The organism is Sphingomonas sabuli, from assembly GCF_014352855.1.
GTDB classification, from domain to species: domain Bacteria; phylum Pseudomonadota; class Alphaproteobacteria; order Sphingomonadales; family Sphingomonadaceae; genus Sphingomicrobium; species Sphingomicrobium sabuli.
The window spans coordinates 823,318-849,287 of the sequence record NZ_CP060697.1 but is presented as its reverse complement, the minus strand read 5'-3'; the positions used below and the strand labels follow the sequence as shown (position 1 = coordinate 849,287).

Annotated in this window: 24 protein-coding genes; 9 read left to right on the top strand and 15 right to left on the bottom strand. The window is 65.0% G+C overall.

Going from position 1 to position 25,970, the window contains the following annotated elements; translation table 11 throughout:
• The first annotated feature begins 172 nt into the window (after positions 1 to 172).
• Positions 173 to 1,525, top strand: a complete 1,353-nt coding sequence (gene trmFO, locus H8M03_RS04265) for a methylenetetrahydrofolate--tRNA-(uracil(54)-C(5))-methyltransferase (FADH(2)-oxidizing) TrmFO (RefSeq protein WP_187480506.1) — start codon at positions 173 to 175, stop codon at positions 1,523 to 1,525.
• Here the strand turns inward: trmFO and H8M03_RS04260 are convergent.
• Entirely contained in the window at positions 1,522 to 2,109 is a 588-nt protein-coding gene (locus H8M03_RS04260) for a helix-turn-helix domain-containing protein (RefSeq protein ID WP_187480505.1), read from the bottom strand. The genes trmFO and H8M03_RS04260 overlap by 4 nt on opposite strands.
• 204 nt (positions 2,110 to 2,313) lie before the next feature.
• Positions 2,314 to 2,907, bottom strand: a complete 594-nt coding sequence (locus tag H8M03_RS04255) for a hypothetical protein (protein ID WP_187480504.1) — start codon at positions 2,905 to 2,907, stop codon at positions 2,314 to 2,316.
• Here H8M03_RS04255 and H8M03_RS12875 point away from each other — a divergent pair.
• The gene (locus H8M03_RS12875; protein WP_281400253.1) at positions 2,906 to 3,037 is read left to right on the top strand and encodes a hypothetical protein; all 132 of its coding nucleotides are present in this window, start codon (positions 2,906 to 2,908) and stop codon (positions 3,035 to 3,037) included. The genes H8M03_RS04255 and H8M03_RS12875 overlap by 2 nt on opposite strands.
• A 411-nt stretch (positions 3,038 to 3,448) precedes the next feature.
• On the opposite strand, the gene H8M03_RS04250 is transcribed toward H8M03_RS12875, so the two are convergent.
• The gene (locus H8M03_RS04250) at positions 3,449 to 4,363 is read right to left on the bottom strand and encodes an IS1595 family transposase (protein ID WP_187480503.1); all 915 of its coding nucleotides are present in this window, start codon (positions 4,361 to 4,363) and stop codon (positions 3,449 to 3,451) included.
• Positions 4,364 to 4,466: 103 nt separating this feature from the next.
• Between H8M03_RS04250 and H8M03_RS04245 the strand changes: the two genes are divergently transcribed.
• Together H8M03_RS04245 and H8M03_RS04240 are read left to right on the top strand one after the other, a co-directional pair.
• The gene (locus H8M03_RS04245; protein ID WP_246449089.1) at positions 4,467 to 4,967 is read left to right on the top strand and encodes a DUF6456 domain-containing protein; all 501 of its coding nucleotides are present in this window, start codon (positions 4,467 to 4,469) and stop codon (positions 4,965 to 4,967) included.
• 85 nt (positions 4,968 to 5,052) lie between these two features.
• A complete protein-coding gene (locus H8M03_RS04240; RefSeq protein WP_246449086.1) occupies positions 5,053 to 5,685 on the top strand; it encodes a glutathione S-transferase family protein in 633 nt (210 codons plus the stop codon).
• Between the two features lie 58 nt (positions 5,686 to 5,743).
• On the opposite strand, the gene H8M03_RS04235 is transcribed toward H8M03_RS04240, so the two are convergent.
• The 5 genes from H8M03_RS04235 to H8M03_RS04215 all read right to left on the bottom strand — a co-directional run bounded on the left by H8M03_RS04235 (position 5,744) and on the right by H8M03_RS04215 (position 9,180).
• Entirely contained in the window at positions 5,744 to 6,205 is a 462-nt protein-coding gene (locus H8M03_RS04235; RefSeq protein ID WP_187480501.1) for a hypothetical protein, read from the bottom strand.
• Between the two features lie 185 nt (positions 6,206 to 6,390).
• Positions 6,391 to 7,113 (bottom strand): 50S ribosomal protein L9, encoded by a 723-nt coding sequence (gene rplI, locus H8M03_RS04230; RefSeq protein WP_187480500.1) that lies wholly within the window; start codon positions 7,111 to 7,113, stop codon positions 6,391 to 6,393.
• Positions 7,114 to 7,125: 12 nt separating this feature from the next.
• Complete coding sequence (rpsR, locus tag H8M03_RS04225; RefSeq protein ID WP_187480499.1) at positions 7,126 to 7,350, bottom strand: 30S ribosomal protein S18; 225 nt, start codon at positions 7,348 to 7,350, stop codon at positions 7,126 to 7,128.
• Between the two features lie 3 nt (positions 7,351 to 7,353).
• Positions 7,354 to 7,755 carry a 30S ribosomal protein S6 gene (gene rpsF, locus H8M03_RS04220; protein WP_187480498.1) on the bottom strand — a complete coding sequence of 134 codons (402 nt, stop codon included), beginning with the start codon at positions 7,753 to 7,755 and terminating at the stop codon, positions 7,354 to 7,356.
• A 153-nt stretch (positions 7,756 to 7,908) separates the two neighbouring features.
• Positions 7,909 to 9,180, bottom strand: a complete 1,272-nt coding sequence (locus H8M03_RS04215) for a hypothetical protein (protein WP_187480497.1) — start codon at positions 9,178 to 9,180, stop codon at positions 7,909 to 7,911.
• A gap of 80 nt (positions 9,181 to 9,260) precedes the next feature.
• On the opposite strand from H8M03_RS04215, the gene H8M03_RS04210 reads away from it, so the two are divergent.
• Positions 9,261 to 10,433, top strand: a complete 1,173-nt coding sequence (locus H8M03_RS04210; RefSeq protein ID WP_187480496.1) for an aromatic ring-hydroxylating oxygenase subunit alpha — start codon at positions 9,261 to 9,263, stop codon at positions 10,431 to 10,433.
• On the opposite strand, the gene H8M03_RS04205 is transcribed toward H8M03_RS04210, so the two are convergent.
• Positions 10,363 to 11,721 carry an APC family permease gene (locus tag H8M03_RS04205; RefSeq protein WP_187480495.1) on the bottom strand — a complete coding sequence of 453 codons (1,359 nt, stop codon included), beginning with the start codon at positions 11,719 to 11,721 and terminating at the stop codon, positions 10,363 to 10,365. The two genes, H8M03_RS04210 and H8M03_RS04205, sit on opposite strands and share 71 nt — an antisense overlap.
• Positions 11,722 to 11,801: 80 nt before the next feature.
• Between H8M03_RS04205 and fabD the strand changes: the two genes are divergently transcribed.
• The 4 genes from fabD to dnaJ all read left to right on the top strand — a co-directional run bounded on the left by fabD (position 11,802) and on the right by dnaJ (position 16,705).
• Entirely contained in the window at positions 11,802 to 12,740 is a 939-nt protein-coding gene (gene fabD, locus H8M03_RS04200) for an ACP S-malonyltransferase (RefSeq protein ID WP_187480494.1), read from the top strand.
• Positions 12,740 to 13,477 (top strand): 3-oxoacyl-[acyl-carrier-protein] reductase, encoded by a 738-nt coding sequence (gene fabG, locus H8M03_RS04195; protein WP_187480940.1) that lies wholly within the window; start codon positions 12,740 to 12,742, stop codon positions 13,475 to 13,477. The genes fabD and fabG overlap by 1 nt, the downstream gene beginning before the upstream one ends.
• 113 nt (positions 13,478 to 13,590) lie before the next feature.
• On the top strand, positions 13,591 to 15,534 hold the full coding sequence (gene dnaK / locus H8M03_RS04190) for a molecular chaperone DnaK (protein WP_187480493.1): 1,944 nt from the start codon (positions 13,591 to 13,593) through the stop codon (positions 15,532 to 15,534).
• Between the two features lie 49 nt (positions 15,535 to 15,583).
• On the top strand, positions 15,584 to 16,705 hold the full coding sequence (gene dnaJ / locus H8M03_RS04185) for a molecular chaperone DnaJ (protein ID WP_187480492.1): 1,122 nt from the start codon (positions 15,584 to 15,586) through the stop codon (positions 16,703 to 16,705).
• Positions 16,706 to 16,722: 17 nt separating this feature from the next.
• Here the strand turns inward: dnaJ and H8M03_RS04180 are convergent, their stop codons facing one another.
• From H8M03_RS04180 to H8M03_RS04155, 6 genes are all read right to left on the bottom strand, one after another.
• The gene (locus tag H8M03_RS04180) at positions 16,723 to 19,335 is read right to left on the bottom strand and encodes an HWE histidine kinase domain-containing protein (protein ID WP_187480491.1); all 2,613 of its coding nucleotides are present in this window, start codon (positions 19,333 to 19,335) and stop codon (positions 16,723 to 16,725) included.
• Complete coding sequence (locus H8M03_RS04175; protein WP_187480490.1) at positions 19,332 to 19,865, bottom strand: biliverdin-producing heme oxygenase; 534 nt, start codon at positions 19,863 to 19,865, stop codon at positions 19,332 to 19,334. Before H8M03_RS04175 ends, H8M03_RS04180 begins: the two co-directional genes overlap by 4 nt.
• Complete coding sequence (purB, locus tag H8M03_RS04170) at positions 19,862 to 21,184, bottom strand: adenylosuccinate lyase (protein WP_187480489.1); 1,323 nt, start codon at positions 21,182 to 21,184, stop codon at positions 19,862 to 19,864. Before purB ends, H8M03_RS04175 begins: the two co-directional genes overlap by 4 nt.
• A gap of 38 nt (positions 21,185 to 21,222) precedes the next feature.
• A complete protein-coding gene (locus tag H8M03_RS04165; protein WP_187480488.1) occupies positions 21,223 to 22,389 on the bottom strand; it encodes a GGDEF domain-containing protein in 1,167 nt (388 codons plus the stop codon).
• A gap of 71 nt (positions 22,390 to 22,460) precedes the next feature.
• Positions 22,461 to 24,113, bottom strand: coding sequence for a calcium-binding protein (locus H8M03_RS04160; RefSeq protein ID WP_187480487.1), 1,653 nt, complete (start codon positions 24,111 to 24,113; stop codon positions 22,461 to 22,463).
• Positions 24,114 to 24,253: 140 nt separating this feature from the next.
• The gene (locus H8M03_RS04155; protein WP_187480486.1) at positions 24,254 to 25,888 is read right to left on the bottom strand and encodes a calcium-binding protein; all 1,635 of its coding nucleotides are present in this window, start codon (positions 25,886 to 25,888) and stop codon (positions 24,254 to 24,256) included.
• Positions 25,889 to 25,970: the final 82 nt, after the last annotated feature.

Genomic DNA, 25,970 nt, shown 5'->3' with positions numbered 1-25,970 from the left:
TAACCCGCTTGCGACGGTTTGCATTCCCGACTCTCTCCAGAAGCTTCTTGAGGGATGCCTAGACGAGTTAACGGTTTAGCGGAAGGCGGCTCCACATTGGAATAACTTAGCTCAAGTTCAGCGCGACGCGTCGGGGTAGCAGCAGCGGCGGCGAGCCGGTACAGGCGCCGCCATGCCCGACATGCACATCATCGGCGGCGGCCTGGCCGGATCCGAAGCCGCCTGGCAACTGGCCGAAGCCGGCTTCACCGTCCGCCTGTCCGAAATGCGCGGCGGCGGCGACACCACGCCCGCGCACGACAGCGACCGGCTGGCCGAGATGGTCTGTTCCAACAGCTTTCGTTCCGACGACGCGGACAAGAATGCGGTCGGCTTGCTGCACCAGGAGATGCGCGGGCTGGGCTCGCTGATCCTGCGCTGCGCCGACCGCCATCGGGTCCCGGCCGGGTCCGCGCTGGCCGTCGACCGCGAGACGTTTGCGACCGAGGTTACCCGAGCGATCGAGGGTCATCCCAACATCACCATCGTGCGCGAACGGATCGACGCTCTTCCCGGCCATCCGGCGATCATCGCCACCGGCCCGCTGACCGGATCCGCGATGGCCGAAGCGATCACGGCGGAAACGGGGGAAGGGGCGCTGGCCTTTTTCGACGCCATCGCGCCGATCGTCCACAAGGACAGCGTGGATATGGACATCGCCTGGGTCCAGTCGCGCTGGGACAAGGGCGAGGGCAAGGATTACATCAACTGCCCGATGGACAAGGCGCAGTATGAGGCGTTCATCCAGGCGCTGCGCGACGGGGACAAGACCGAGTTCAAGGAGTGGGAGCGCGACACCCCCTATTTCGAAGGCTGCATGCCGATCGAGGTGATGGCCGAACGCGGCGTGGAGACGCTCCGCTTCGGGCCGATGAAGCCGGTCGGCCTGGACGATCCGCGCACCGGCCGCTGGCCCTATGCGGTGGTCCAGCTGCGCCAGGACAATGCGCTCGGCACCTTGTGGAACATGGTCGGGTTCCAGACCAAGCTCAAGCATGGCGAGCAGGTGCGCGTGTTCCGTACCATCCCGGGACTGGAGAACGCCGAGTTCGCGCGGCTTGGCGGCATCCACCGCAACAGCTTCATCAACTCGCCGCGCCTGCTGGACGGGCAGCTGCGGTTGAAGAGCAAGCCCAACATCCGCTTCGCCGGGCAGATCACGGGCTGCGAAGGCTATGTCGAAAGCGCGGCGGTTGGGCTGGCGGCCGCCCTGTTCGCGGCGGCCGAGGAGCGCGGGCAGGTGCTGGCGCCGCCGCCGGTCGAAACCGCGCTCGGCGCCTTGCTCAGCCACATCACCGGCGGCGCGGATGCCGAGACGTTCCAGCCGATGAACGTCAATTTCGGGTTGATGCCACCGCCCGAAGGCCGGGTGAAGAAAGCCGACCGGCGCAAAGCCTATACCGACCGGGCGCGCGCGCATTTCGGCGCGTGGCTGCATTCGGTTCGCGGCGGCACGGTCCGCGGCGAGGCGGCGCTGGCCGACTAGAGGCTGCGCACCAGCCGGGTCGCCATCGCGATCCACGGTGCATTGGCGATCACCTGCTGGCGAAGCCCGGCGCCGAGCGGCAGCAGCTGTAGCTTGCCGGTCGAATCCGCGGCGTCCGGCGCTTCGCGTCCGATCAGCCGCCCGAACAGGAAGCGCCCGGCCGGGCGCGGAACGAGGATGTCGCGGTTGAGCGCGCGACCGAAATCCTCCGGCTGCAGCGTTTCGCACCACAGTTCGTCGCCGGCGCGGTAATCGCCGAGGCTGGCCGATACGGTCAGGGCGATCTGCCCGTCACGCGGCCGTGGAGCGACGACCACGGCCGTCCTGGTCGGGGCGTGGGCGCCGCCCGCGCCGATCACCGCCGCGACAGGCAATTGCGGCTGCGCGTCGCCGCTTGCCACAAGGTCCTGCGCCTCGACTCCGAGCGCGGCGGCGATGCGGTTGAGCCAGCCGAGCGAGACGGTGCGAGTGCCCGTTTCCAGCCGGCCGATGGTCTGCGCGGTGGTCGGCGGGTCGCAGGCCCGAGCGACCTCGTCGAGAGTCATCTTCCGCGCCCGTCGTACTTCGCGAATCCGAGTGATCATAGCCGAGCCTCCACGAACCAAACAGGTTTCTATCTGTCCTACAGTTTCGCCGTTGTGGCAATAGTGCGGCACTTATATACTTAAGTGAGCAAAGCATGAGCGAATCGGAAAAATCGGAGGGCGTACTAACCGGAGCGGTTCGCGGAAGTATCCAACAATCAGTGGAAGGGGCGTTGATCGAGGCCGCCTCACACCTCTCCAACTCTATCGGGGAGTCGGTGCCTCTCCACGACTATCGAGCTTCGGTCGAGGTACTCGCGGTGGCTTTAGGATATACTGATCTTGAGCCAATTTTCGGGGATGCTTCGCAGCTGTTTGAAACTGATCGAGCGCGTAAAGCATCAGATGGTGAGCTTGAGTGAAGTAGGCGTACTGGGCCTCTAGGACTGGCTTGGTGAGCGGCCTGAAGTTAATGTTGCTTTTTCCCACAGCGCTTTTTGCAGATTTTTCTAAATCCCCAAATCGCAATGTCCCGTCAGGATCACTGACCCACGTGCTGTGGGCATAGCTATTGCGGACGTTTTTGCAGAACTTGTATGCGGCGTATGCCTCTTCCCAGGCCGGCCCGATCTTATAACTGGTCATTTTGTGCCTAACGAGCGCGTCGGCCACCTCCAAGCGGTTACTCTCGCTCTTCAGTCGGTACATGACTCGTGTTGCGGTGTAGATGTCGTCATCTAGTGCGGCCCTGACACACTCAAGAAGGGCGACTTCGAGGACGCCATAAGCGAGTATAATCTTGCCGATCAGATCCCGCTCTTCCGGATGCTGATCTAGCTGGACTAGGATGCTGAACATGGCTGACGATCCTAAAGACGAAACCTACTCCGAAGAAGAGACAAAGCGGCGGGCAGATGCGGCGCTGAAGCGGATGCTCCAGACGCCGCACAAGCCGCACAATAAGAGCCGCAAAGGAGCGGTGCGTTGATCATTACACCGGTAGGGACATATAAACTTGGCGACCCTCTCGATCTAAGTAACTCCTGCCTTAGTTGGGATGATGTTATAGGCGCCGCAATCACAGCGAACGAGAAGCTTCCTCCCTCTGGTTAGGAACCTTTCGTAGACCGTTCGCGTGCTGACATTCCGCCCAATTACAGTTTTGCATGATCCGCATGCGAGGCTTTCTTCTTTGTCAGTTCCCTCGAAGGCCGGCATCTTTTCGCAGTGGAAAAGTGTGTCGAGAGCAGGATCAACGTCTTCCGTTACGTTGAGATAGATTTTTGCGGCCACGTGCTTTCCCTTTATCGGTCAATTCGGCGCCGGGAAGCTGAACCCGCCTTAACTGCGAGTCCAGCGTTCGCGCGGCGTCCCGATCCAGCGGCGCACGGCAAAGTACTTAGGCGGTGAGCAAACCAGTCCGCCGATAGGTCAGGCGACGGCCTTCCATTCCCTTGAGGATGGCAGCTGCGCGATCGGTGTCGGTCGCATCTTTGGTCGAGTAGCGAAGATCGAACTCTGCAAGGTAGCGGTGAATGTGCTGCAACGACCAGTGATGGTAGGTGCCGATCACGCCACGCTTGAGGATAGAAAAGAAGTTCTCGGCAGTGTTGCTGTGGTTGCCGTTGCCGCGTGAAAACTCACGGTTGCTGTGCAACGTGGTTTCGTGGCTGGCGAACTCACGCCCGATGGTGTTGTAGAAGCGCGCATCATCCGTACGCAGATGCGACGAACGATGCGCGTTGGTAACGAGCGCGTTGCGGACGATTGAGAAGTTGACGTGCGTAACGTGGAACGAACGGGCGCGACCGCCGCGCTCGACGAGGGTAACGACTTTCTTCTTCGGCGCGACCTTGCCGGACAGGCGCTTCTTCTTGAAGCCGCCGACATAGGCTTCGTCGCTTTCGATCACTTTGTCGGGTCCGCCGAGCGGGCCGGTGCCGTTAGCTTCATCCATTGCTTCGCGGATGCGATGGCAAAGGAACCACGCGGTTTTGTAGGTCACGCCGAGCATGCGGCCCATTTGTGCGGCGCTCATGCCTTTCTTGGACGCGGCCATCAGGTGCGTTGCCAGCAACCACTTATGGAGAGGCACATGCGAGCGCTCCATAACCGTTCCGGTACGCACGGTGAACTTGTCGCGGCAGTCGTTGCAGAGGAACATACCAGCTTGGGTTTTGCCGCCCATGCGACGAACCTTTGTGGAACCGGAATGGGGGCAGATCGGCTCACCGTCCGGCCAGCGCGAATTGAAGATGTGCGCTTCCGCTTTCTCTTCGGAGTGGAAGATCGGGTCGGTGATATTGACGTTCATGGTTAGCTTTCCTGTCTGTGCTGATCGTATGGCAGACACGGACTGCTAAGTAAAGTATATAATTGCCAATAGTGCGCGACTCGGGAACGCGGCGAACGGAGGCATGATGACCACATCGAAGGACAATCGGCTGCTGCGGGAGCAGGCAATCGGCCGCGAAGGCGAGACAGTCCGCGGGCGGGCCTGCAAGGCGGTTCGGTCGGTAACCGTCAATGGCGCGGAATCGCCGCTCGGCTGGCTGCTTTCACGCGGGCTGGTCAGCCGGCGCCAGTTCGACGCGGGCGAACAGTTGCGCCGGGATTGGGAGCGCGGCGGGCTGGCGCCCAACGTGACGATGCATTGGGACGCTGCGCCGATCGGCCGGCAGCGGGGCGGGTCGTCGGGCCCGCGCGACCTGCTGGCCGGGCAAGTCGATGCCCGGCGGCGCTTCGACGCGGCGCTGGCGGCGGCGGGGCCAGGCCTGTCCGACATACTGTGGCGGGTCGTCTGCGCGGGCGAGGGCATGCGCGATGCCGAAACCGCGCTCGGCTGGCCGGCGCGGGCGGGCAAGCTGGTACTGACCATCGCGCTCGACCGGGTCGCCGACCATTATCGCATTCGCTGATGCTTGTGCCGCCGTGGGCATGGGCGCAGATACGCTTCCTCAGACGGGATGGAGGCATTTCAGCGTGATATTGTTCGGCTCTTCGATGTCGCCGTTCGTGCGCAAGGTGATTGCGTTTGCGGGCGAGAAGGGCGTCGCACTGGACGTGAAACCGATCGGCCTGGGCGATCCCGATCCGGATTTCCGCAAGGCGAGCCCGTTCGGCAAGATCCCGGCCTTCACCGACGGCGAGTTCCACCTGTCCGACAGCAGCGCGATCATCCACTATCTCGAGGCCAAGCACCCCGACCCGCCGCTGATCCCGGACGACCCGGAGTTGCGCGGCAGGTGCATCTGGTTCGACGAATTCGCCGACACCATCTTCGCGGCCTGCGGGGCGAAGATGTTCTTCAACCGCATCGTCGCGCCGATGTTCATGAAGCGCGACGGCGATTCGGCGGTTGCCGATGCGGCCGAGCGCGACGAGCTGCCGCGGGTGCTGGATTATATCGAGAGCGTGGCGCCAGAGGCTGACGGCTTCCTGGTCGGCGACAGCCTCACCCTCGCCGATATCGCCGTGGCGAGCCCGTTCGCGAATTTGCGCCACCTGGGGATCGATCCCGATCGGCAGCGGTGGGGCAAGACCATGGCCTTTGCCGACCGCATCCTCGACCGGCCGAGTTTCCGTCCGTGGTACGAAAAGGAAGCGGCGTTCCTGACGCGGGTGCGCGGCGCATAAAAAAAGGGCGCCGCGTCCCGGGGTAAAGGGGACGCGGCGCCGGAAAAGCGTCGACGGCTTAGCTGTTGCTGCTGCCTTCGATATCGCTTTCCTTATTGGCAGTACGTTCGCTGGAGCCTTCCGGGCCCGAGCCGTCCTGGGCGGTCTCGTCGGTGCGCGAGAAGCCGGCGTGCTGGGTCGAGTCCTGGAGGTACTCGCCGGATTCCTCGCCCTTCGAGCCGACAAAGCCTTCGCCGGACTGGGCGTCGGTGGACGACTGGTCGGTGCCGGTCGAACCCTGCTCATCCGTACGCTGCGACAAGGCAGTGTCGCCCTGCTGGCCGGTTTCGGACTGTTCGCCCGACTGGGTGTCCGTCTTGGGCGTCCATTCGCTGGTCTCGCCCTGCTGCCCGGACTGACCCTGCTGGCCGGTTTCCGGCTGCTGGTTCTGCTGGCCCGTCGCGGACTGCTGCTGGTCCTTGCCGAACTGGCTGTTCTGGCCCTGCGATTGCTCTTCGTTCTGGTTGTTGATGTCGGACATTTTTCCCGTCTCCTAAACTCGCCCCGCGTCAATCGGCTCAACACCAGCGCGCTTGGCAGCGTTCCGGCGGCGGGGAGAGGAAATCGACGAACCGAAGCGCGAACGAAGATTTTGCGACGAACGGAAAGAAAAAGGGCCGCCGGTCGGATGACCGGCAGCCCCTCTCGCGTCGCGTCGTGAAACGCTTACTTGTCTTCGGCGTCGTCCGCGCTGTCGTCCGTGGCGGCCGCGTCGTCGGCGGTTTCCTCGGCCGGCTCGGCCTCCGCTTCCGCTTCGGCGGCGGCGTCCGCAGCGGCCTTTTCGGCGTCGCGGGCGGCCTTGGCCTTGGCGGCTTCGGCTTCGGCGGCTTCAGCGGCCTCGGCGTCGTTTTCGGCCTGGATGGTCTCGGCGGCCAGCGGCGCGGCCTGTTCCTCGAACATCTGGGCGATGACGTCGATGCCCTGCGCCTGCAGTTCGGCTTCTTCCGGCGAGCGGGCGACGTTGACGTGCACCGTCACCGACACTTCCGGATGCAGCGCGACCTTCACGTCGTGCATGCCGATCGCCTTGATCGGACGCGCGAGGTTGATCTGGCTCTTGGTCACCTTGGCGCCTTCGCCGTCCAGCGCCTCGACGATGTCGCGGGCCGAAACCGAACCGTACAGCTGACCGGTGTTCGACGCCTGGCGGATTAGCTGCACCGTCTTGCCGTCGACGGACTTGGCGTCCTTCTCGGCCTCGGTGCGCTTTTCGGCGTTGTCGGACTCGATCTTCGCGCGGTTGGCTTCGAAGACCTTCTTGTTCGCCTCGTTGGCGCGCAGGGCCTTCTTGTTCGGCAGCAGGTAGTTGCGGGCGAAGCCGTTCTTGACGGTGACGACATCGCCGATGCCGCCGAGCTTCTCGACCCGTTCAAGCAGGATCACGTCCATGGTCTGTGCTCCTTACTTAACGATGTAGGGAAGCAGGCCGATGTGGCGGGCGCGCTTGATCGCCTTGGCCAGCTCGCGCTGCTTCTTGGAGGACACCGCGGTGATGCGGCTGGGGACGATCTTGCCACGCTCGGAGATGAACCCCTGGAGCAGGCGGACGTCCTTGTAATCGATGCGCGGGGCGTCCTTGCCGGAAAAGGGGCAGGACTTGCGGCGGCGGAAAAATGCTCGGGCCATGATTTATTCTCCGTCCTCGTCGCGTCCACGTCCGCCGCCACGGGGGCCGCGGTCACGATCGCGATCGCGATCGCGGTCGCGGTCGCCGCGCTTCATCATCGCCGACGGGCCGTTTTCATGCTCGTCCACGCGGATCGTCATGAAGCGGATGACGTCTTCGTTGATGTTGGTCTGGCGCTCGAGCTCGGCGATCGCCGGCGCCGGGGCGTCGACGTCGAGCATCACGAAATGCGCCTTGCGGTTCTTGGCGATCTTGTAGGCCAGGGACTTGAGGCCCCAGGTCTCGGTCTTGACGACCTTTCCGCCATTTTCGGTGAGAATCTTGGTGGCGTTTTCCGCGAGCGTGTCCACCTGGGCCTGGGCTAGGTCCTGACGCGCGAGGAAAACATGCTCGTAAAGCGGCATGCTTTTATCTCTATGTTGGCCGATCGCTGACGCCGCCCAATGCGACGCCCCTCCGGCTGTCGTTCAAAAATGCAACTGGGGCACAAGCGAAGCCTGCACCCCATCGCCGGCGCCTATGACGAAATATGGCCCGAAAGGCAAGCCGGGCGCGGGTCAGCGGCCGGCAAAAGGCTCCAGCCAGCGGGGCAAGGGGCGGATATAGCCCTCGGGCGTGCGGCACAGGCCGAAGCTGAGGCTGGTACCGGGCGGGCAATCTTCCTCGCGCGCGACTGGCGGGGGCGGAGATGGCAGGCAGGTGCCGGCGCCTGCCGCGGCCTTGCAGGATTCCAGCGCGCGGACCGCCTGGGCGTGGGTAAGGCCATAGCTCTCTTTTAGCTCGCGCAGCGCGTTGGCGTTGGTCGTCAGGCGTTGCCGGACCCCATCGGCCGCGGCGCTCCGCAGCGCGTTGACGGCGATGATCCGGCCGGGGCCGCACGCTGCGTTGATCGGTCCTGCAAGTTCCGGCGCGGTGACGTCGGCGACCGAGCCGGGCGAAACGACGGCCTCGCCGACGCGCGCGCCGGGGACTTCGGCGCTGCCGAACGCAAGATAGCCGTCGCGGTCGATGAATAGGCTGGCACCCATCGGCAACTGGACCAGCGCGTTGCCATGATCGGGCGAGCGGAAGCAGCCGTCGACCAGCGCGATCCGGACCCGGCTGTCGATCGCATGCACGATCCCGACGGGGCGGTCGCTGCGCGGAAAGGCGCGAACCAGCTGGGCGAGGTAAGCGGGCAGGGGCCAGTTGGCGGCGGCGGCGGTCGTGCCTTCGAAACGGGACCGCAGGACGACGCTGTCGGGGATGGCGATCCCCTTGCGCGCGGCAAGGTCGCGGAACTCGGCTTCGCGCACCAGCAGGTCAAGGACGACCCGGTTTTCCTTGTTGCCGGTGCCGCCGCCTTCAATCACCCGGTCGGCAGCGAAGGCGGTCATCATGGCGTCGAGCACGGCGCGCAATTCGCTTTCTGCATATTGCGCGCGGGCGGCGCGGAAGTCGGGGTTGGACGTATGTCTGGCGAGCGTCCTTTCCGGATCGCGCAGGAACCGAAAGACGACGTGGGGATCGCCCTCGTTCTCGAAATAAAGATCGACGAAATTGCCTTTTTCGCGCCGGTCGAGCGTGCGGTGCAGGGCCTGCGCTTCTTCCATCACCCGGTTCTGGAACTCGCCGGCGCGGCGAAACCGGTCCTCCGCCGCGCGCTGGTCGGGGGTCGCGGGGGCGGGCGCGTCGGCGGCGGCCGGCACGACCGGCGCGGGCGGCGCGTCGAGGATGGTCGCGAAGCCGCCTGGCCCGATGGTCGCGCCGCGCGGCACGGTTTGCGCGGCGGCCCCGCACGCCGACGCGGCAAGCGCGGCCAGCGCCGCATATCTGGTCGCTCTGTGCATCCGGGCGGATTTCGCGCGGCACGGGTGAGCGCGTGATGAATGAGGTGGCTGGCGGCGCGCGACTGCGCTAATTTGCCGCCATGGCTACCTTGCTTCGATCGGTCGTGGACCGGCCCGACCCGCTGGACGGCATGAGCCTACCCGGCTGGCTGTATCACGATCCCGAGTTTTTCGTCGCGGAGCAGGCGGCGTTCCTGCGCGCCGCGCCGCAGGTGGTGTGCCACGAAAGCGAGATTGCCGCGCCGGGCGAGTGGCGCAGCATCGACTATCTGGGCGAAAGCATCATCGTCATCCGCGGCGACGACGGCAGGGTGCGCGCCTTTGCCAACGTTTGCCGCCACCGCGGATCGCGGCTGGTCGACGGAACCGGCGGCTGCGCGCGGGTGCTGACCTGTCCCTATCATGCGTGGAGCTATGCGCGCGACGGGCGGCTGGTCGGCGTGCCGCATCGGCATGAATATCCGGGGCTGGAAACCGACCGGCTGGGGCTGAAGCCGGTGGCGCTGGAAAGCTGGCGCGGTTTCCTGTTCGTGACGATCGAGCCGGGCGCGCCGACGGTCGCGACAATGATGGCGCCATATGAGGACGAGGTCGCGCCGTACCGGTTCGAGGAACTGCGCGTGATGGGCCGGGTGACACTGCGCCCCCGGCCGCTCAACTGGAAAACCATCGCCGACAATTATTCAGACCACCTGCACATTCCGGTCGGCCATCCCGGGCTGACCCGCCTGTTCGGCCGCAATTACCGGATCGAGGCGCAGGAATGGGTCGACCGGATGGAAGGCGAATTGGTTGAAACGCCGTCGGCCAATCCGTCGGAACGCGCCTATCAGGCAATGCTGCCCGACGCGGTGCACCTGCCGGCCAGTCACCGGCGCAAGTGGCTTTATTACAAGCTGTTCCCCAACGTCGCTTTCGACATCTATCCCGACCAGGTCGATTTCATGCAGTTCCTGCCGGTCAGCGCGACGGAAACGGTGATCCGCGAGATCAGCTATGCGCTGCCCGACGACCGCCGCGAAATGCGCGCGGCGCGGTTCTTGAACTGGCGCATCAACCGCCGCGTGAATGCCGAGGATACCGAACTGATCCAGCGCGTGCAGGACGGCATGCAATCGGCCAATTATGAAGCGGGACCGCTGGGTACCAGCGAAGTGTGCCTGCGCAGCTTTGCGCGAAAGCTCAGGCAGCTGGTTCCGCAGGCGCGGCTCGACCGTCCGCCGCCGGCGGGATGGGCCACAGCCGCCGGCTGATCCAGCGAATGGGGATGCCGGTCAGCGCCAGGGCGATGCCCCAGCTGGTCGCTTTCCACCCGGCGCCGAAGAACATCGCGATCGCATAGACGATGGCGATGACGGCAAGCATCGTGCCGAGCCCGCCGCCGGTGCGCTTGAGCTTGATCGCCGCTGCAGAACAGAGCGCGTAGAGCAGGAGCGCGCCGATCGCCGAGACCAGCGACACGAAGGCGTAGATTTCGACGAAGCTGGGCGCGCTGCTGACCGCCAGCAGGGTGATGGACACGACCGTCGAGGCGATGATCGCGGCCGCCGGAACACCGTTAGGACGCAAGCGCGCGAAAGCCGGGGGCAGGTCGCCCTGCTTGGCGATGGAATGGAGGATTTCCGCGCCGCCGAGCATCAGCGCATTGTTGGCGCCGAACGCGCTGATCGCGACGATGATCGCCACCAGCACGCCGGCGATCGGTCCCAGTACCGGGGTGATGGCATCGGCGAACGGCGCCTTGCTTTGCGCGACCACTTCGCTGGGCAGGACCCAAAGCACCGCCATCGTCGCGGCGAGGTAGAGCAGGCCGGTGAAGGCCACGCCCCAGATCTGCGCGCGCGGAATGTTGCGCTCAGCATTTTCGGTGACCGGCGCGGTGATCGCGCCGACTTCGAAACCGGTCAGCGAGAACAGGGTCAGGGACGCGGCGCCGATGATACCTGCGCCGGTGATCGGGGTCGCGGCCAGCGGCTGCAGCGGCTCGCCCGTCCCGACATTGCCGGCGACGAACAGGATGACCAGCGCCAGCGGGATGATCTTGATCAGAGTCGCGATGACCTGCACCCGCCCGGCGGTGCGCACGCCGATCAGGTTGAGCGCGGCAAGCAGCAGCACCGACCCGGCCGACAGGACAAAGATACCGCCCGACGTGCCGGTCGCGGGAAAGACGTAGGACAAGGCGCCGGCCATCGCGAGTGCGACGGCAGCGATGCCCGCCCAGATGGTGATGATGTAGCTCCACACGGCGAAATAGGCGGGGAATTCGCCGAAGGCGCTGGTCATGTAGGCGACCGGGCCGCCGGGGATGCGCCGGGCCAGTTGCGCCAGGCAGTAAGCGATGCAGAAGGTGCCGCCGATCGAGATCATCCACGCGAACGGGATGTTGGGACCGTAGGGCGCGAGCACGGCGGGCATCAGGAAGATGCCCGATCCGATCAGGGTGCCGACGACCATCGCCATGCTCATCCACGGTCCGAGCCCGCGGCGCGGCGGGGTGTCAGTCGGCTGGTGTGCGTGCGCAGGCGGCGTGTCGGACATGCAATTCCCCCCATTGAGGCTTGGCAAGGCGGTCCCCCGCGGCCTAGTCCCCGCGCCACGCTATACGAACAGGGGACTTCATGCGCGCATTTCTTTTCCCGGGGCAGGGCAGCCAGTCGGTCGGCATGGGCGCGGCGCTGGCCGAGGCCAGCGGCGCCGCCCGCGACGTCTTCGGCGAAGTCGACGAAGCGCTTGGCCAGAACCTGTTCCGGCTGATGAAGGACGGCCCGAACGACGAGCTGAAGCTGACCGAAAATGCGCAGCCGGCGATCATGGCCCATGCCATCGCCGTGTTCCGCGCACTGACCCGCGAAGGCGGCGTCGACCTGGCCAAGGCGGCGGACTTCGTCGCCGGGCACAGCCTGGGCGAATATTCCGCCTTGTGCGCTGCGGGATCGTTCGACCTTGCAACCACCGCCAAGCTGCTCAAGCTGCGCGGGCAGGCGATGCAGGCGGCAGTGCCGGTTGGCGAGGGCGCGATGGCCGCGCTGCTTGGCGCGGACCTGGCGACGGCGCGACGGATCGCCGAAGCGGCCGCACAGGGCGAAGTATGCACGGTCGCCAACGACAACGACCCGACGCAAGTGGTGATCAGCGGAGCCAAGGCGGCGATCGACCGCGCGGTGGGACTGGCCAAGGAAATGGGCGCCAAGCGCGCGTTGCTGTTGCCGGTATCGGCACCGTTCCATTGTCCGCTGATGCAACCGGCCGCCGAGGCGATGCGCGACGCGCTCAGCTACGAACTGGTCGAGGAGCCGGCGGTGCCGCTGTACGCCAATGTCACCGCGCAGGCTGAAAGCGACCCCGACCGCATCCGCAATTACCTGGTCGAGCAGGTCACCGGCATGGTCCGCTGGCGCGAGAGCGTGGCCAACATGGCCGAGGCGGGCGTGACGGAATTCGTCGAATTGGGCGGCAAGGTGCTGGGGCCGATGGTCACGCGCATCGTGCCGGACGTGAAGGTGACGAGCGTGGTCACGATCAAAGACGTGGAAGCGCTCGCGAAGGAGATTGCATGATGTTCGATTTGAGCGGGATGACCGCGTTGGTGACCGGTGCGTCCGGCGGGCTCGGCAGCGCGATCGCCAGGGCCTTGTCGGCGCAGGGCGCGCGGCTGGCGCTGTCGGGCAGCAACGCGGGGAAGCTCGACGCGTTCAAGGGTGAGCTTGGCGGCGATCATGTCGCGCTGCCATGCAACCTGTCGGACGGCGCCGCGGTCGACCAGCTGGTGCCGCAGGCGGTGGAAGCGCTGGGCAAGCTCGACATCCTCGTCAACAACGCCGGGGTCACCCGCGACAATCTGCTGATGCGGATGAAGGACGAGGAGTTCGCGGAGGTCATCAGCATCAACCTCGAGGCCGCGTTCCGGCTGATCCGCGCGGCGGCCAAGCCGATGATGAAGGCGCGCTTCGGGCGCATCATCTCGGTGACGTCGGTGGTCGGCGTGACCGGCAATCCGGGGCAGGCCAATTACGTCGCGTCCAAGGCCGGGCTGATCGGCCTGACCAAGTCGGTGGCGCAGGAACTGGCCAGCCGCGGCGTTACCGCCAATTGCATCGCGCCGGGCTTCATGACCTCGGCCATGACCGATGCGCTGAACGACCAGCAGCGCGATGGCATATTGGCGCGCATCCCGATGGGCCAGATGGGCAGCGGCGACGATATCGGCGCGGCCTGCGTCTACCTGGCCAGCCGCGAAGCCGGCTACATGACCGGCCAGACGCTGCACGTGAACGGCGGGATGGCGATGTACTAAGGCGGTCCAGCAACGCCTTGTAGCCGGTTTAACGCCACCTATATCCCCTTGCGAAACGTTCGTCCCGGCTGCTTCCGAGCAATTACGGGACTGGGGCATGTAAGAGGGAAGATATGGCAAAAGTCATCGGTATCGACTTGGGCACGACCAACAGCTGCGTCGCCGTGATGGAAGGCGGCAAGCCCAAGGTCATCGAGAATAGCGAAGGCGCGCGCACGACCCCGTCGGTCGTCGCGTTCACCAAGGACGGCGAGCGCCTCGTCGGCCAGCCGGCCAAGCGCCAGGCAGTCACCAATCCCGACAATACCGTGTTCGCGGTGAAGCGCCTGATCGGCCGCCGGTTCGACGACCCGATCACCAAGAAGGACACCGAGCTGGTCCCCTATGAGATCGTCAGGGGCCAGAATGGCGACGCGTGGGTCAAGGCGGGCGGCAAGGATTATTCGCCGTCGCAGATTTCCGCTTTCATCCTGCAGAAGATGAAGGAAACCGCCGAGGCCTATCTTGGCGAAACCGTCACCCAGGCGGTGATCACCGTCCCGGCCTACTTCAACGACGCGCAGCGCCAGGCGACCAAGGACGCCGGCCAGATCGCCGGCCTCGAAGTGCTGCGCATCATCAACGAGCCGACGGCGGCAGCGCTTGCCTACGGCCTCGACAAGAACGACGGCAAGACGATCGCGGTTTACGACCTTGGCGGCGGCACGTTTGACGTGTCGATCCTCGAGATCGGCGACGGCGTGTTCGAAGTGAAGTCGACCAACGGCGACACCTTCCTTGGCGGCGAGGACTTCGACGCCAAGATCGTCGAATATCTGGCCGACAAGTTCCAGCAGAAGGAAGGCATCGACCTGCGCAAGGACCGCCTTGCGCTGCAGCGGCTCAAGGAAGCCGCCGAAAAGGCAAAGATCGAGCTGTCTTCCGCCTCGACCACCGAGATCAACCAGCCGTTCATCACCGCCCGCATGGAAGGCGGCCAGACGACCCCGCTTCACCTGGTCGAGACGCTGACCCGCGCCGACCTTGAAAAGCTGGTCAACGACCTGATCGCGCGGACCATTGAGCCGTGCAAGAAGGCGCTCAAGGACGCCGGCATCGACGCCAAGGGCATCGACGACGTCGTCCTCGTCGGCGGCATGACCCGCATGCCGCGCGTGCGCGAAGTGGTGAAGGAATTCTTCGGCAAGGACCCGCACACGGGCGTCAATCCGGACGAAGTCGTCGCCATGGGCGCCGCGATCCAGGCCGGCGTTCTGCAGGGCGACGTCAAGGACGTTCTGCTGCTCGACGTCACCCCGCTCAGCCTTGGCATCGAGACGCTTGGCGGCGTCTTCACCCGGATGATCGACCGCAACACGACCATCCCGACGAAGCGCAGCCAGGTCTTTTCGACCGCCGACGACAATCAGAGCGCGGTGACCATCCGCGTCTTCCAGGGCGAACGCGAAATGGCCGCCGACAACAAGGTGCTGGGCCAGTTCGACCTGGTCGGCATCCCGCCGGCGCCGCGCGGCGTGCCGCAGATCGAGGTCACCTTCGACATCGACGCCAACGGCATCGTCAACGTGTCCGCCAAGGACAAGGGCACCGGCAAGGAACAGCAGATCCGCATCCAGGCGTCGGGCGGCCTTAACGACGACGACATCGAGAAGATGGTCAAGGAAGCCGAGCAGTTCGCGGAAGAGGACAAGAAGCGGCGTGCCGGCGCCGAGGCGAAGAACAACGCCGAAAGCCTCATCCACACGACCGAGCGGCAGCTGGCCGAGCATGGCGACAAGGTCGACGCTTCGGTGAAGTCGGAGATCGAGACCGCGATCGCGGACGCCAAGACGGCGGTCGAAAGCGGCGATGCCGACCAGATGACCGAGAAGACCAATGCGCTGACGCAGTCGGCGATGAAGCTCGGCGAAGCGATGTACAAGGCGCAGCAGGCGGAAAGCGAAACCGCTTCCGCCGGCGCCGACGCCGGTGCGTCCGACGCGCCGCCGCAGCAGGAGGAAGAGGTGGTCGACGCCGAATTCTCCGAAGTGGACGGCGACGAAGACAAGAAGGCTTAAGACGGTGCCGGCTATCCACGCCGGCACCCAGTCTTCGGACCGGGGGTGAATGATGGAGCAGGATTATTACGAGCTGCTGGGCGTATCCCGCGGCGCGGACCCGCACACCATCAAGGCCGCCTATCGCAAGCTGGCGATGGAATGCCATCCCGACCGTCACGGCGGGTGCCAGCAGCAGGAAGCCAAGTTCAAGGCGATCAGCGAGGCCTATGACTGCCTGCGCGATCCGCAGAAGCGCGCCGCCTACGACCGCTTCGGCAAGGCCGCGTTCCAGAACGGCGGCGGCCAGGACCCGTTCGGATCGGCCGGCTTCAACGACTTTTCCGACATCTTTTCATCGATCTTCGGCGATTTCATGGATCGCCAGGGCGGCCAGCGCGCCAATCCCGCGCGCGGCGCAGACCTTCGCTACGACCTTGAACTGACGCTGGAAGAAGCGTTCGCGGGCAAGGAAGCGACGATCACCACCGATGCGCTGGCCAGTTGCGCGACCTGCGAAGGGAGCGGTTGTACCAGCAGCGAGAATTGCGCCAACACCTGCACCACTTGTAACGGCGCCGGCCGGGTCCGCGCGCAGCAGGGCTTTTTCGTGGTCGAGCGCGGTTGTCCAACCTGCCGCGGTAGCGGGCAGGTAATCGCCGATCCGTGTCGCGCCTGCGAAGGCGAGGGGCGCGCGCTCAACAAACGCAAGCTGACGGTCAAGATTCCGCCGGGCGTCGACGAAGGCACGCGCATCCGCGTGGCCGGCGAAGGCGAAGCGGGCTTGCGCAACGGCCCCAACGGCGACCTGTACATCTTCGTGCACATGAAGCGGCACCCGGTGTTCGCGCGCGAGGGCACGACCCTGGTCGCCGATTGCCCGGTCACCTTCACCACCGCGGCGCTGGGCGGGACGATCGACCTGCCGGGGCTCGACGGCGAGCGGATCGAGATCAAGGTCCCGGCGGGCATCCAGTCGGGCGAACAGCTGCGCCAGCGCGGTAGCGGCATGAGCGTGCTCAACGGCCGCGGCCGCGGCGATCTGGTCGCGCGCATCCTGGTCGAGACGCCGACCAGGCTGAGCAAGGCGCAGAAGAAATTGCTGGCCGAATTCCGCGAGACCGAAACGGGCGACGAATGCCCCGCAGCGAAAGGCTTTTTCGGGCGGGTCAAGGATATGCTGGGCGCCTGAGCCGCCCGCGGCGGAGGTCAGGAAGCGGACGTTACCTGTTCCTGCTCCGCGCTTTCGCACTGCAGTAACTCGTCCAGCCGCCGCGACAGCGACGCCAGCGTATAGGGCTTTTGCAGCACCAGCTTCGCGCGATGTTCGGGCGGCAGCTGGCTTTGTTCGCCGTAACCGGTGGCGAACATGTAAGTGATCCCCAGCGCAGACAACCGGTCGGCGATCGGCACGCTTTCATGGTCGCCAAGGTTGATGTCGAGGATGGCGAGGTCGGGCTGGTCGGTTTCGATCGCGGCGATCGCGTCGGCGACATTGGCCTCCGTCGTCACCTTGTCCGCACCGAGCCGCGTCAGCAAGTCTTCGGCGTCGAGCGCGATGATCAGGCTGTCTTCGACCAGCAGCACCTTGCGGCCGCGCAGCAGCTCGCCCGACGGCTTGCTTTCCTGCGTATCCGCCTGCGGCAGGTCGATCTTGGTCCCCCGCGTGTCGCTCGCCTGGATGACATGCTTGGCCGGGATGACGAAGTCGGCGCGAAAGCCGTCCGGCGCGTAATCGATCTTGGCCGTCCCGCCGAGATCGTAAGGCACGCTATGTTCGATGATCGTCGTGCCGAAGCCCTTGCGGTTGGGCTGGTGCACCGGCGGCCCGTCCCGTTCGCGCCAGCACAGTTCCAGCTCGCCGCTGTTGCGCGTGTCCCACTCGACCACGACGCTGCCCTTTTCGGACGACAGGCTGCCGTATTTGACCGAGTTGGTGACCAGTTCGTGCACGACCAAGGCAAGCGTCGAATAGGCCTGCGGGTTAAGCAGCGCGGCCGGACCCTTGATGTGCAGGCGGTCGCGGCGCGTGGCGAGGAAGGCGGCGGCCTCGGCCTCGATCAGGCTCTTGACCGGAGCCGGGCCCCAATGGTCGTCAGTAATCTGGTTGTGCGCGCGGGCCAGCGCATGGACGCGGCCGTCGATCAGAGACACGAATTCCTCGATCGAGGTCCCGTCGGCGGGTTTCGACTGGCGGATGAGACCGCGAATCAGCGAGAGGATGTTGCGGACCCGGTGGTTAAGCTCGGCGATCAGCAATTCCTGCCGGCTGTTCGCCTCCTTGCGCTCCGCGCTGGCTTCGTCGGACAGGCGCAGCACGACTTCGATCAGGGTTGCGCGCAAGGTCTCGGCGACGCGCTTTTCGGACGCGGTGAAGGGGACCGAGCGGCCGACCACCGTTTCCTTCCACTCCTCGAAGCTCTGGCGCGGGGACAGGCGTGGCCCGTTGGGGCCGTAGGTCGCCGGCTTGTACGGATCGCCCGCCCAGCGGACCGAGCGTTCGAGTTCGGCGCGGAACAGCACGACATAGTCGCGCGGCGTGCGGGAAATGGGGATGGCCAGCATGCCCGCGGCGTTGCGCGCATGGTCGGCGGCGCTGGGCAGCAGTTCGCTGATCCGGTCGGTGGCATAGACGCGCCCGGCGGCGGTCGCGTTCAACGCCTGGATGATGCGGGCGAACTCGCCGGTGTTGGGAGTCAGCCCGCTGAACGCGTAATTGCCGTTGATCCACACGCCCACGCCGTCGGCAGGGATCGCGCTGGTCAGGATCGACGACAGCCAGTCGGGGTCGTTGAGCAGCGTTTCGTCCGACGCGACCGCGCCCAGCAGCTGGTCGGAAATGTCGCGCGCGCGGCGTTCGTATTCGACCACTTCGCGGCGTTCGCGCGATTCGATGCGCATCGCGAACATCTGCGCGAACAGTTCGGCGACCGAGCGCCGTTCGAAGCTGGGGCAGCGCGGGGAATAATGGTGGCAGGCGATGAGCCCCCACAGTTCGCCCTCGACGACGATCGAAATCGACATCGACGCGCGCACGCCCATGTTGCGCAGATATTCGATGTGGATCGGCGAGACCGAGCGCAGCACGGACAGCGACAGGTCGACCGGCTTGCCCTGTTCGTCGGTCGGCGGGACGATGCGCACCGGCGTGGATTCGATGTCGGTGATCACCCGCAGCAGGTTGCGCTTGTACAGTTCGCGGGCCTGCCTGGGGATGTCGCTGGCCGGGTAATGCAGGCCCAGGAAGCTACCGATGCCGCTCTTGGCGCGCTCGGCCACCACTTCGCCCGAACCGTCCGCGGAAAAACGATAGACCATGACCCGGTCGAAACCGGTCAGCGCGCGAACCTGACGGGCGCCCTCGTCGAAAAAGGCCTTCATGTCCTCGCGCTGCTCGAGCCGGGCGATCATTCCGCGCACCGTGCCGGTGGCGTCGCCATAATCGTCTTCGGTGCTCGGTTCGCCTTCGAGGATGATGCGCGCGCCAATGGTATGGATGGCGACGTCGAAGGCGCGGCCGTGGTCCTGCAGCGCGAGGCGGAAGACCCGTTCCACCGCGTCCGGGCTGCGCAGCAGCGCCAGCCGGTTGCGCAGCGTGTGGATCGCCGCCTTGCTGAGGATGTCGGTGGCCGGCCGCCCGATCATATTGTCATGCGGAAGATCGAGGAATTCGGCGATATTTTCCGACGTGTTGGAAATCTGCCAGTCGGACGTCATGGCGATGAGGAAGCCGATCGGCTGGATCGCGCCAAGCTGGTGGATCGGTTCGCGATCGCAGTTGGTAAGATCGACGGCGAGGTCGGAAAAATCCTGGTCGTTCATTGCAGTCCCGCTTCTCGTGCCACACCCAGAAACGCCACAAAGCATTGGCGGGCGGCGCTTTTCGCCTCTTCCAAGCCGTCCGCATAAAGGCCGGTGTCGATCGTATCAACCAACGCCGGCCACGCTGCTTTCTGCTCTTTGGGATGGAGGAAAGTCGTGGGCATTTCAGGCCCAACGTTTCGTTCGAGGATTCGGCCCCCCAGCCGCGAGCCTTCGAGCACATAGGCCGCGCCAAGGGCCTGCCCCAGCGTCTCGAACGGGTCGATCCGGACTTCGGCCGGCATCGGTTCGCCAAGCTGGGCGAGATCCTGTTGCAGCAGGCCGGCCCGGCGGTGTTCCGCCCAGCCCGGCACATGGTCCGCCATGCCGAAGGCGTCGAGCGCCCGTTCCAGCGGCGGCACCACCCGCGCCTGGATCAGCAGGAAGCGGCGGTAATCGGCGGGGTTGGACAGGGTCAGGCCCGACAGCATCGTGTCGAGCAAGTGGTGGACATCGTCGGTCGCAGCCTTGAGCGCCTGCCGCGGCGTCATTCGCGGCCGAATACCCGGCCGAAGATGTCGTCCACGCGCCGCAGATGGTAATCGAGGTCGAACAATTCCTCGAGCTTGCCGTCCGGAAGCCGCGCGGTCACCTCCGGATCCTGCTTGAGCAGGTCGAGCAGCGACAGCTGGCCATCGCTTTCCCACACCTTCATCGCATTGCGCTGAACGAGAGCGTAGCTGTCCTCGCGCGACAGGCCGGCCTGCGTCAGGGCCAGCAGCACGCGCTGCGAATGTACGAGCCCGCCCATGCGGTCGAGGTTCTTCATCATCCGCTCGGGGTAAACGACCAGCTTGTCGATGACGCCGGTCAGGCGAGCGAGGGCAAAATCGAGCGTGATCGTCGCGTCGGGGCCGATGTAGCGTTCGACCGACGAGTGGGAGATGTCCCGTTCATGCCACAAGGCGACATTTTCCAGCGCGGGGGTGACGTAGCCGCGGACCATTCGGGCAAGGCCGGTGAGGTTCTCGGTCAGCACCGGGTTGCGCTTATGTGGCATGGCCGAACTGCCCTTTTGGCCGGGCGAGAAATATTCCTCCGCCTCCAGCACCTCGGTGCGCTGCAGGTGGCGGACTTCGGTCGCCAGCCGCTCGATCGACGAGGCGACGACGCCCAGGGTGGCGAAGAACATGGCGTGACGGTCGCGCGGGATGACCTGAGTCGACACGGGTTCGGGGGTCAGGCCGAGCGCCGCGGCGACATGCTCCTCGACCGCGGGCGGCACGTTGGCAAAGGTGCCGACGGCGCCGGAGATGGCGCAGGTGGCAATGTCCTCGCGCGCCGCGGCCAGGCGCGTGCGGTTGCGGGCGAATTCGGCATAAGCCTGCGCCAGCTTCAGGCCGAAAGTAACCGGTTCGGCATGGATGCCGTGGCTGCGGCCGATATTCGGCGTGCGCTTGTGTTCGCGGGCTCGGCGCTCAAGCACTTCGAGCAGCCGGTCGAGGTCGGCGAGCAGGATATCGGCGGCCTGCTTCAACTGGACCGCGAGCGCAGTGTCGAGCACGTCGGAGCTGGTCATGCCCTGATGGAGCCAGCGCCGTTCCGGCCCTAGCTTCTCGCCCGCCCAGGTCAGGAAGGCGATCACGTCATGCTTGGTCACCGCCTCGATCGCGTCAATCGCGGGGACGTCGATCTCGCCCAGCACGTCGGCGTCGTAGGCCTTGCGGATGGTCGCGGCGTCATCGGCGGGGATCATGCCGATCTTGCCCATCGCCTCGGCGGCGAAGACTTCGATCTGCCACCAGATGCGATAGCGATTTTCGGGCGACCAGATGGCCGCCATTTCGGGACGGGAATAGCGCGGGATCATGCGCGGCGGCTAGCAGCGCCGGGGAGAGGGCGCAATTGTCAGGCGGTGGCGGCGAGCGGCATCCGGGCAAGCGTCGGGCCGCTGTCGCTGCGCAGCATGACGACTTGGTCGCGGCCATTGTTCTTGGCGAGGTAAAGCGCGCGGTCGGCCTGATCGAGATATTCGGTCGGGCGGTGGCCGCTGTCGAAGGTCGCGATGCCGAAACTGGCGGTCAGCCGGTGGCGCGGGTCGACGCCGTCGATGCGCAGATTGCTGAACGCTTCGCGCAGGTCTTCCATCAGCTGGTTCGCGCGCAGCGCCGGGACGGACGGCATGAGCAAGGCGAATTCCTCCCCGCCAAGCCGGCCCGCGACGAACCCGCTATCGTCGAGCAGGCGCGCAAGTTCCTGAATCACGCGGTCGCCGACGCCGTGGCCGAAGCGGTCGTTGACCTGTTTAAAATGGTCGATGTCGCAATAGACGATGGCGCCCGGGCGCCGCGCCGTGCGCGAGGCGGCGTCGATGAACGAGCGGCGGTTGAGCAGGCCGGTCAGCCCGTCCCGCGACGAGCGGTTGCGCAACAGGCCGATATGCTTGCCGACCACCTGCGCGATGAAAGCGGCGGTAATGATGCAGGTGAGCAAGGCGCCAACGCTGAGCAGGGTCGTGTCGAGCATCGAATGACGGGCATCGGCATAGCCGGTCCCGGCCGGGAGCAGCAGGAGCCAGGACGGGACGCGGACGACGAAGATCAGGCCCAGCCCGGCGAAACCGCCCAGCAAGACCAGGCGCAGCCAATGCGCGTCGCGGGCGGCAATGAGGATCCGCAGGCAGTCGGCCAGGCCCAGCACCATGGTTAGCTGAAACAGCGCCATGACGGCGATCAGCGATGCGCCAAGCCCCAGCGTGACGAGGCCGGCAGCGCCGGTGAACAGCGCCGCGCCCCACAGGGCCCGGTTGGGACCAGGAAGATCGTACAGGCGGCGCAGGCACTGGGCGTTGCAGTAAAAGGCCGGCGCGGCGAGCAGGAAGCCGGAGGCAATTTCCAGCCGGTCGCTGGGCCATGCCTGATAGGCCAGCATCTGGACGAACCCGAACGACAGTGCCGCGGCAAGCCAGCCGAGCGCGCTTTCGCGCCGAAAGCCGAAATAGACCGCGATGCACCCTGCCGCGAGGCACGCGAACAGCGCGGTCTGGACCGCGAGAATTGAAACTGTCCCACCCATCACAAACCACTGCCAACGAACGCCAACGCGCCAAATTAGCAGGCGGCGCGGCGCCCATCAAATGATGACCGTCAGAGAATGAAGTCGATGCCCATCACCGGAACGTCGAAGGTATGGACGACCAGTTCGAATTCCGCGGTCGTGTCGCCATTCACATCCGCGCGGAATGTCAGATCGTATGTCCCGTCGGCGTTGGTTTGAAAGTTGGAGATCCACACCGAATAAGCGTCGGCCGTGTTGCCGCTGAACATGAATGCCTGGTTGCCGGCCACGTTAATGTTCGCGTCAATCAGTTCGATATTGATCACGTCCGCGCTTCCCGCCCCGTCAGGCCGGAAGTCGGTGATGATGTCATAGGGCCGATAGGTGGTTTCGAAGACGTAGAAGGGACTTTCCTCGGTCGTTCCGAAATAAAAGGTGTCGGCCCCGCCGCCACCGGTCAGCGTATCGCCGCCGATGCCGCCGATCAGGCGATCGACACCGGCACCGCCTTCAAGGATGTCGTTACCGGTATTGCCCTGCAATTCGTCATTGTCGGCGCCGCCATAAACGACGTCATCGGCGAAACCCGCAATAAGCAAATCGTCTCCAGCACCTCCAGAAACGGTATCGGCCCCGTCACCGGACTCGATCATGTCGTTGCCTGATCCACCGGTGATCACATTGGCAAACGGGTTGCCGTAGAGAAACGTGTCGGAAAGCCCCGTGTAGACGAGATTTTCGACCGTGTCGGACAGTTCGAACGCCGTCACCGTGGTGCGGATCGTGTCGGTGCCCTGGCCGGCATATTCGACAACCGTTTCCGTCCAGTCGTCGACGAAATAGAGGTCGTTGCCGGTGCCGCCGATCATCACATCGAGCCCGCCCTGGCCATTCAGGATGTCGTTGCCCGTTCCGCCCAGCAACGTATCGCTGCCCAGCCCGCCTTCGAGCGAGTCGTTGCCGGCGCTTCCGTCGAGGACGTCGTCGCCGCCGTTGCCGCGCAGGTCGTCGTCGCCGCCGCGGCCGAGCACGGTTTCGGCATTGTCGCCGCCGAGAATGCGGTTGGCGAGGCCGTTGCCGCTGATCTCCGCATCGGCGCCGGTGCTGCCCGCGAAATTGCCGACGTTGAGGTTCTCGACGTTGGCCGGGAGGATATAATCCATGCCGCCGGGTAGCTGGATGAGGTCATCGCCCTGGTTGTAATATTCGACGATGCGAACGTCGGAATGGTTGGCCGCGATGCGGTAGATGTCGTTGTCGAGCCCGCCGTAGAGGGTGACCGCGCCGTAAGTGGTGAAGCCGAGGAAATAATCGCTGCCCGCCCCGCCGTAGAGCGAGCCGGTGATGACCCGGTTGCCGCCGTTGAGGACGTCGTTGCCGCTGCCGCCGCGGATGAGGATGTCCTCGACGTTGGCGAAAAAGGTGAAGGTGTCGATCTCCGCGCCGCCGGACAAATCGTGGCCGGTGCCGCCGCGGATGTTGAAGACGTTGTTGCCGGCGCCGCCGTTGACCGAGCCGTTGCCGCTGAAGAGGTCGAACGTGTCGCTGCCATTGTCGCCGTAGACCCGGTAGGGCCCGGCGTCGGCGCCGATCGTGACGAGGTCGTTGCCGTCGTCCAGATGAGCCACGATGGTCGCGCCGCTGGCCAGCGTCAGCGTGTCGTTGCCGGCCAGCAGGCTGAGGCTGTACGTGCCCAGATAGTCGACGACATGCGTGTCGTTGCCGGTGGTGAACGTGGGCATGTACCTTCCCCCAGATGAAGCTCAGCCCCCCGGCCAAGCCGACCCCGCGAACTTAACGCCGGGACGTCGCGGGCGTAGTATCGAAAGTTAGGTCTCGCCATATTTTTTCATGGCGGATCAAGCGCATGGCGTGCGCGGGTTCAAAGCAGGATGTCCTGGTTTAGCGCGAAAATTTCGGAGCAATACACATACAGTTCGAAGTCCGGCGTGGTGTCGCCATTGGTGTCGGCGAGGTAGATGAGCAGGTACACGCCGTCCGCAAAGCTGTTGTCGCCGTACCACAAGGAATAGGCGGTCGGTGTAGAGAAGGACCAGGTGAATGCCTGGTCGCCAGCTACATTGAGATTGGCGTCGATCCCTCTGAGATCGATGATGTCGCGACCGCCATCCCCGTCAGGATCGCCGTCGGTTATCGTATCGTAGCCGGGTGGCACCGAATCGTACTGATCGAATACGAACTGGTCCGAGCCTGTGCCGCCAGTCAGGATGTCGGGCGAGAGGCCGCCGATGAGGGCATCGGTTCCCGCGCCGCCGATCAGCGTGTCGCCGGCATTTTCTCCCCAAAGTATGTCGTTGCCGTCTTGGCCATAGATCGTATCCCGGCCATCTCCGCCAAGCGCCTGATCGGAGTCCAGGCCCAAATAGATTGTATCGTTGCCACCGCCGCCCTGGATGTAGTCGTAATGATCTGACCCGGTAATTTCGTTGGCGAGCGCGTTGCCGAAAAATATCATTCCATCAAACGGGAAGACCGGCACGAGAATGGCGTTTTCGACATTATCGGGGAGAACATAACCCGACATGTTTACTCTAACAGTGTCGGTGCCGCGGTCGTAAAGTTCGCTGATCTGATCGTAAGCAGAACCGATGAAGTAGATGTCGTCGCCGCTGCCGCCGGCCATGTAATCGTAACCAGCCCGTCCGTTCAGGACGTCATTGCCGGTCCCGCCATACAGCTCGTCATTGCCAGCTCCCCCGTCGAGCGAGTCGTTGCCGGCGCTTCCGTCGAGGACGTCGTCGCCGCCGTTGCCGCGCAGGTCGTCGTCGCCGCCGCGGCCGAGCACGGTTTCGGCATTGTCGCCGCCGAGAATGCGGTTGGCGAGGCCGTTGCCGCTGATCTCCGCATCGGCGCCGGTGCTGCCCGCGAAATTGCCGACGTTGAGGTTCTCGACGTTGGCCGGGAGGATATAATCCATGCCGCCGGGCAGCTGGATGAGGTCATCGCCCTGGTTGTAATATTCGACGATGCGAACGTCGGAATGGTTGGCCGCGATCCGATAGATGTCGTTGTCGAGCCCGCCGTAGAGGCTGACCGCGCCGTAAGTGGTGAAACCGAGGAAATAATCGCTGCCCGCGCCGCCGTAGAGCGAGCCGGTGATGACCCGGTTGCCGCCGTTGAGGACGTCGTTGCCGCTGCCGCCGCGGATGAGAATGTCCTCGACGTTGGCGAAAAAGGTGAAGGTGTCGATCTCCGCGCCGCCGGACAAATCGTGGCCGGTGCCGCCGCGGATGTTGAAGACGTTGTTGCCGGAGCCGCCGTTGACCGAGCCGTTGCCGCTGAAGAGGTCGAACGTGTCGCTGCCGTTGTCGCCGTAAACCCGGTAGGGCCCGGCGTCGGCGCCGATCGTGACGAGGTCGTTGCCGTCGTCCAGATGGGCCACGATGGTCGCGCCGCTGGCCAGCGTCAGCGTGTCGTTGCCGGCCAGCAGGCTGAGGCTGTACGTGCCGAGATAGTCGACGACATGCGTGTCGTTGCCGGTGGTGAACGTGGGCATGAAACTTCCCCCATGATCCGCAGCCCAAGGCTGGACGGATGGGGAAAATAACGCGCAACCCCGCGCGCGCTTAGTATCTTTA

Bases quoted from the DNA above. Each gene is read 5' to 3' on its own strand.
- trmFO (WP_187480506.1), top strand. From the start codon at position 173: ATGCCCGACATGCACATCATCGGCGGCGGCCTGGCCGGATCCGAAGCC.
- H8M03_RS04260 (WP_187480505.1), bottom strand. From the start codon at position 2,109: ATGATCACTCGGATTCGCGAAGTACGACGGGCGCGGAAGATGACTCTC.
- H8M03_RS12875 (WP_281400253.1), top strand. From the start codon at position 2,906: ATGGCTGACGATCCTAAAGACGAAACCTACTCCGAAGAAGAGACAAAG.
- H8M03_RS04255 (WP_187480504.1), bottom strand. From the start codon at position 2,907: ATGTTCAGCATCCTAGTCCAGCTAGATCAGCATCCGGAAGAGCGGGAT.
- H8M03_RS04250 (WP_187480503.1), bottom strand. From the start codon at position 4,363: ATGAACGTCAATATCACCGACCCGATCTTCCACTCCGAAGAGAAAGCG.
- H8M03_RS04245 (WP_246449089.1), top strand. From the start codon at position 4,467: ATGATGACCACATCGAAGGACAATCGGCTGCTGCGGGAGCAGGCAATC.
- H8M03_RS04240 (WP_246449086.1), top strand. From the start codon at position 5,053: ATGTCGCCGTTCGTGCGCAAGGTGATTGCGTTTGCGGGCGAGAAGGGC.
- H8M03_RS04235 (WP_187480501.1), bottom strand. From the start codon at position 6,205: ATGTCCGACATCAACAACCAGAACGAAGAGCAATCGCAGGGCCAGAAC.
- rplI (WP_187480500.1), bottom strand. From the start codon at position 7,113: ATGGACGTGATCCTGCTTGAACGGGTCGAGAAGCTCGGCGGCATCGGC.
- rpsR (WP_187480499.1), bottom strand. From the start codon at position 7,350: ATGGCCCGAGCATTTTTCCGCCGCCGCAAGTCCTGCCCCTTTTCCGGC.
- rpsF (WP_187480498.1), bottom strand. From the start codon at position 7,755: ATGCCGCTTTACGAGCATGTTTTCCTCGCGCGTCAGGACCTAGCCCAG.
- H8M03_RS04215 (WP_187480497.1), bottom strand. From the start codon at position 9,180: ATGCACAGAGCGACCAGATATGCGGCGCTGGCCGCGCTTGCCGCGTCG.
- H8M03_RS04210 (WP_187480496.1), top strand. From the start codon at position 9,261: ATGGCTACCTTGCTTCGATCGGTCGTGGACCGGCCCGACCCGCTGGAC.
- H8M03_RS04205 (WP_187480495.1), bottom strand. From the start codon at position 11,721: ATGTCCGACACGCCGCCTGCGCACGCACACCAGCCGACTGACACCCCG.
- fabD (WP_187480494.1), top strand. From the start codon at position 11,802: ATGCGCGCATTTCTTTTCCCGGGGCAGGGCAGCCAGTCGGTCGGCATG.
- fabG (WP_187480940.1), top strand. From the start codon at position 12,740: ATGTTCGATTTGAGCGGGATGACCGCGTTGGTGACCGGTGCGTCCGGC.
- dnaK (WP_187480493.1), top strand. From the start codon at position 13,591: ATGGCAAAAGTCATCGGTATCGACTTGGGCACGACCAACAGCTGCGTC.
- dnaJ (WP_187480492.1), top strand. From the start codon at position 15,584: ATGATGGAGCAGGATTATTACGAGCTGCTGGGCGTATCCCGCGGCGCG.
- H8M03_RS04180 (WP_187480491.1), bottom strand. From the start codon at position 19,335: ATGAACGACCAGGATTTTTCCGACCTCGCCGTCGATCTTACCAACTGC.
- H8M03_RS04175 (WP_187480490.1), bottom strand. From the start codon at position 19,865: ATGACGCCGCGGCAGGCGCTCAAGGCTGCGACCGACGATGTCCACCAC.
- purB (WP_187480489.1), bottom strand. From the start codon at position 21,184: ATGATCCCGCGCTATTCCCGTCCCGAAATGGCGGCCATCTGGTCGCCC.
- H8M03_RS04165 (WP_187480488.1), bottom strand. From the start codon at position 22,389: ATGGGTGGGACAGTTTCAATTCTCGCGGTCCAGACCGCGCTGTTCGCG.
- H8M03_RS04160 (WP_187480487.1), bottom strand. From the start codon at position 24,113: ATGCCCACGTTCACCACCGGCAACGACACGCATGTCGTCGACTATCTG.
- H8M03_RS04155 (WP_187480486.1), bottom strand. From the start codon at position 25,888: ATGCCCACGTTCACCACCGGCAACGACACGCATGTCGTCGACTATCTC.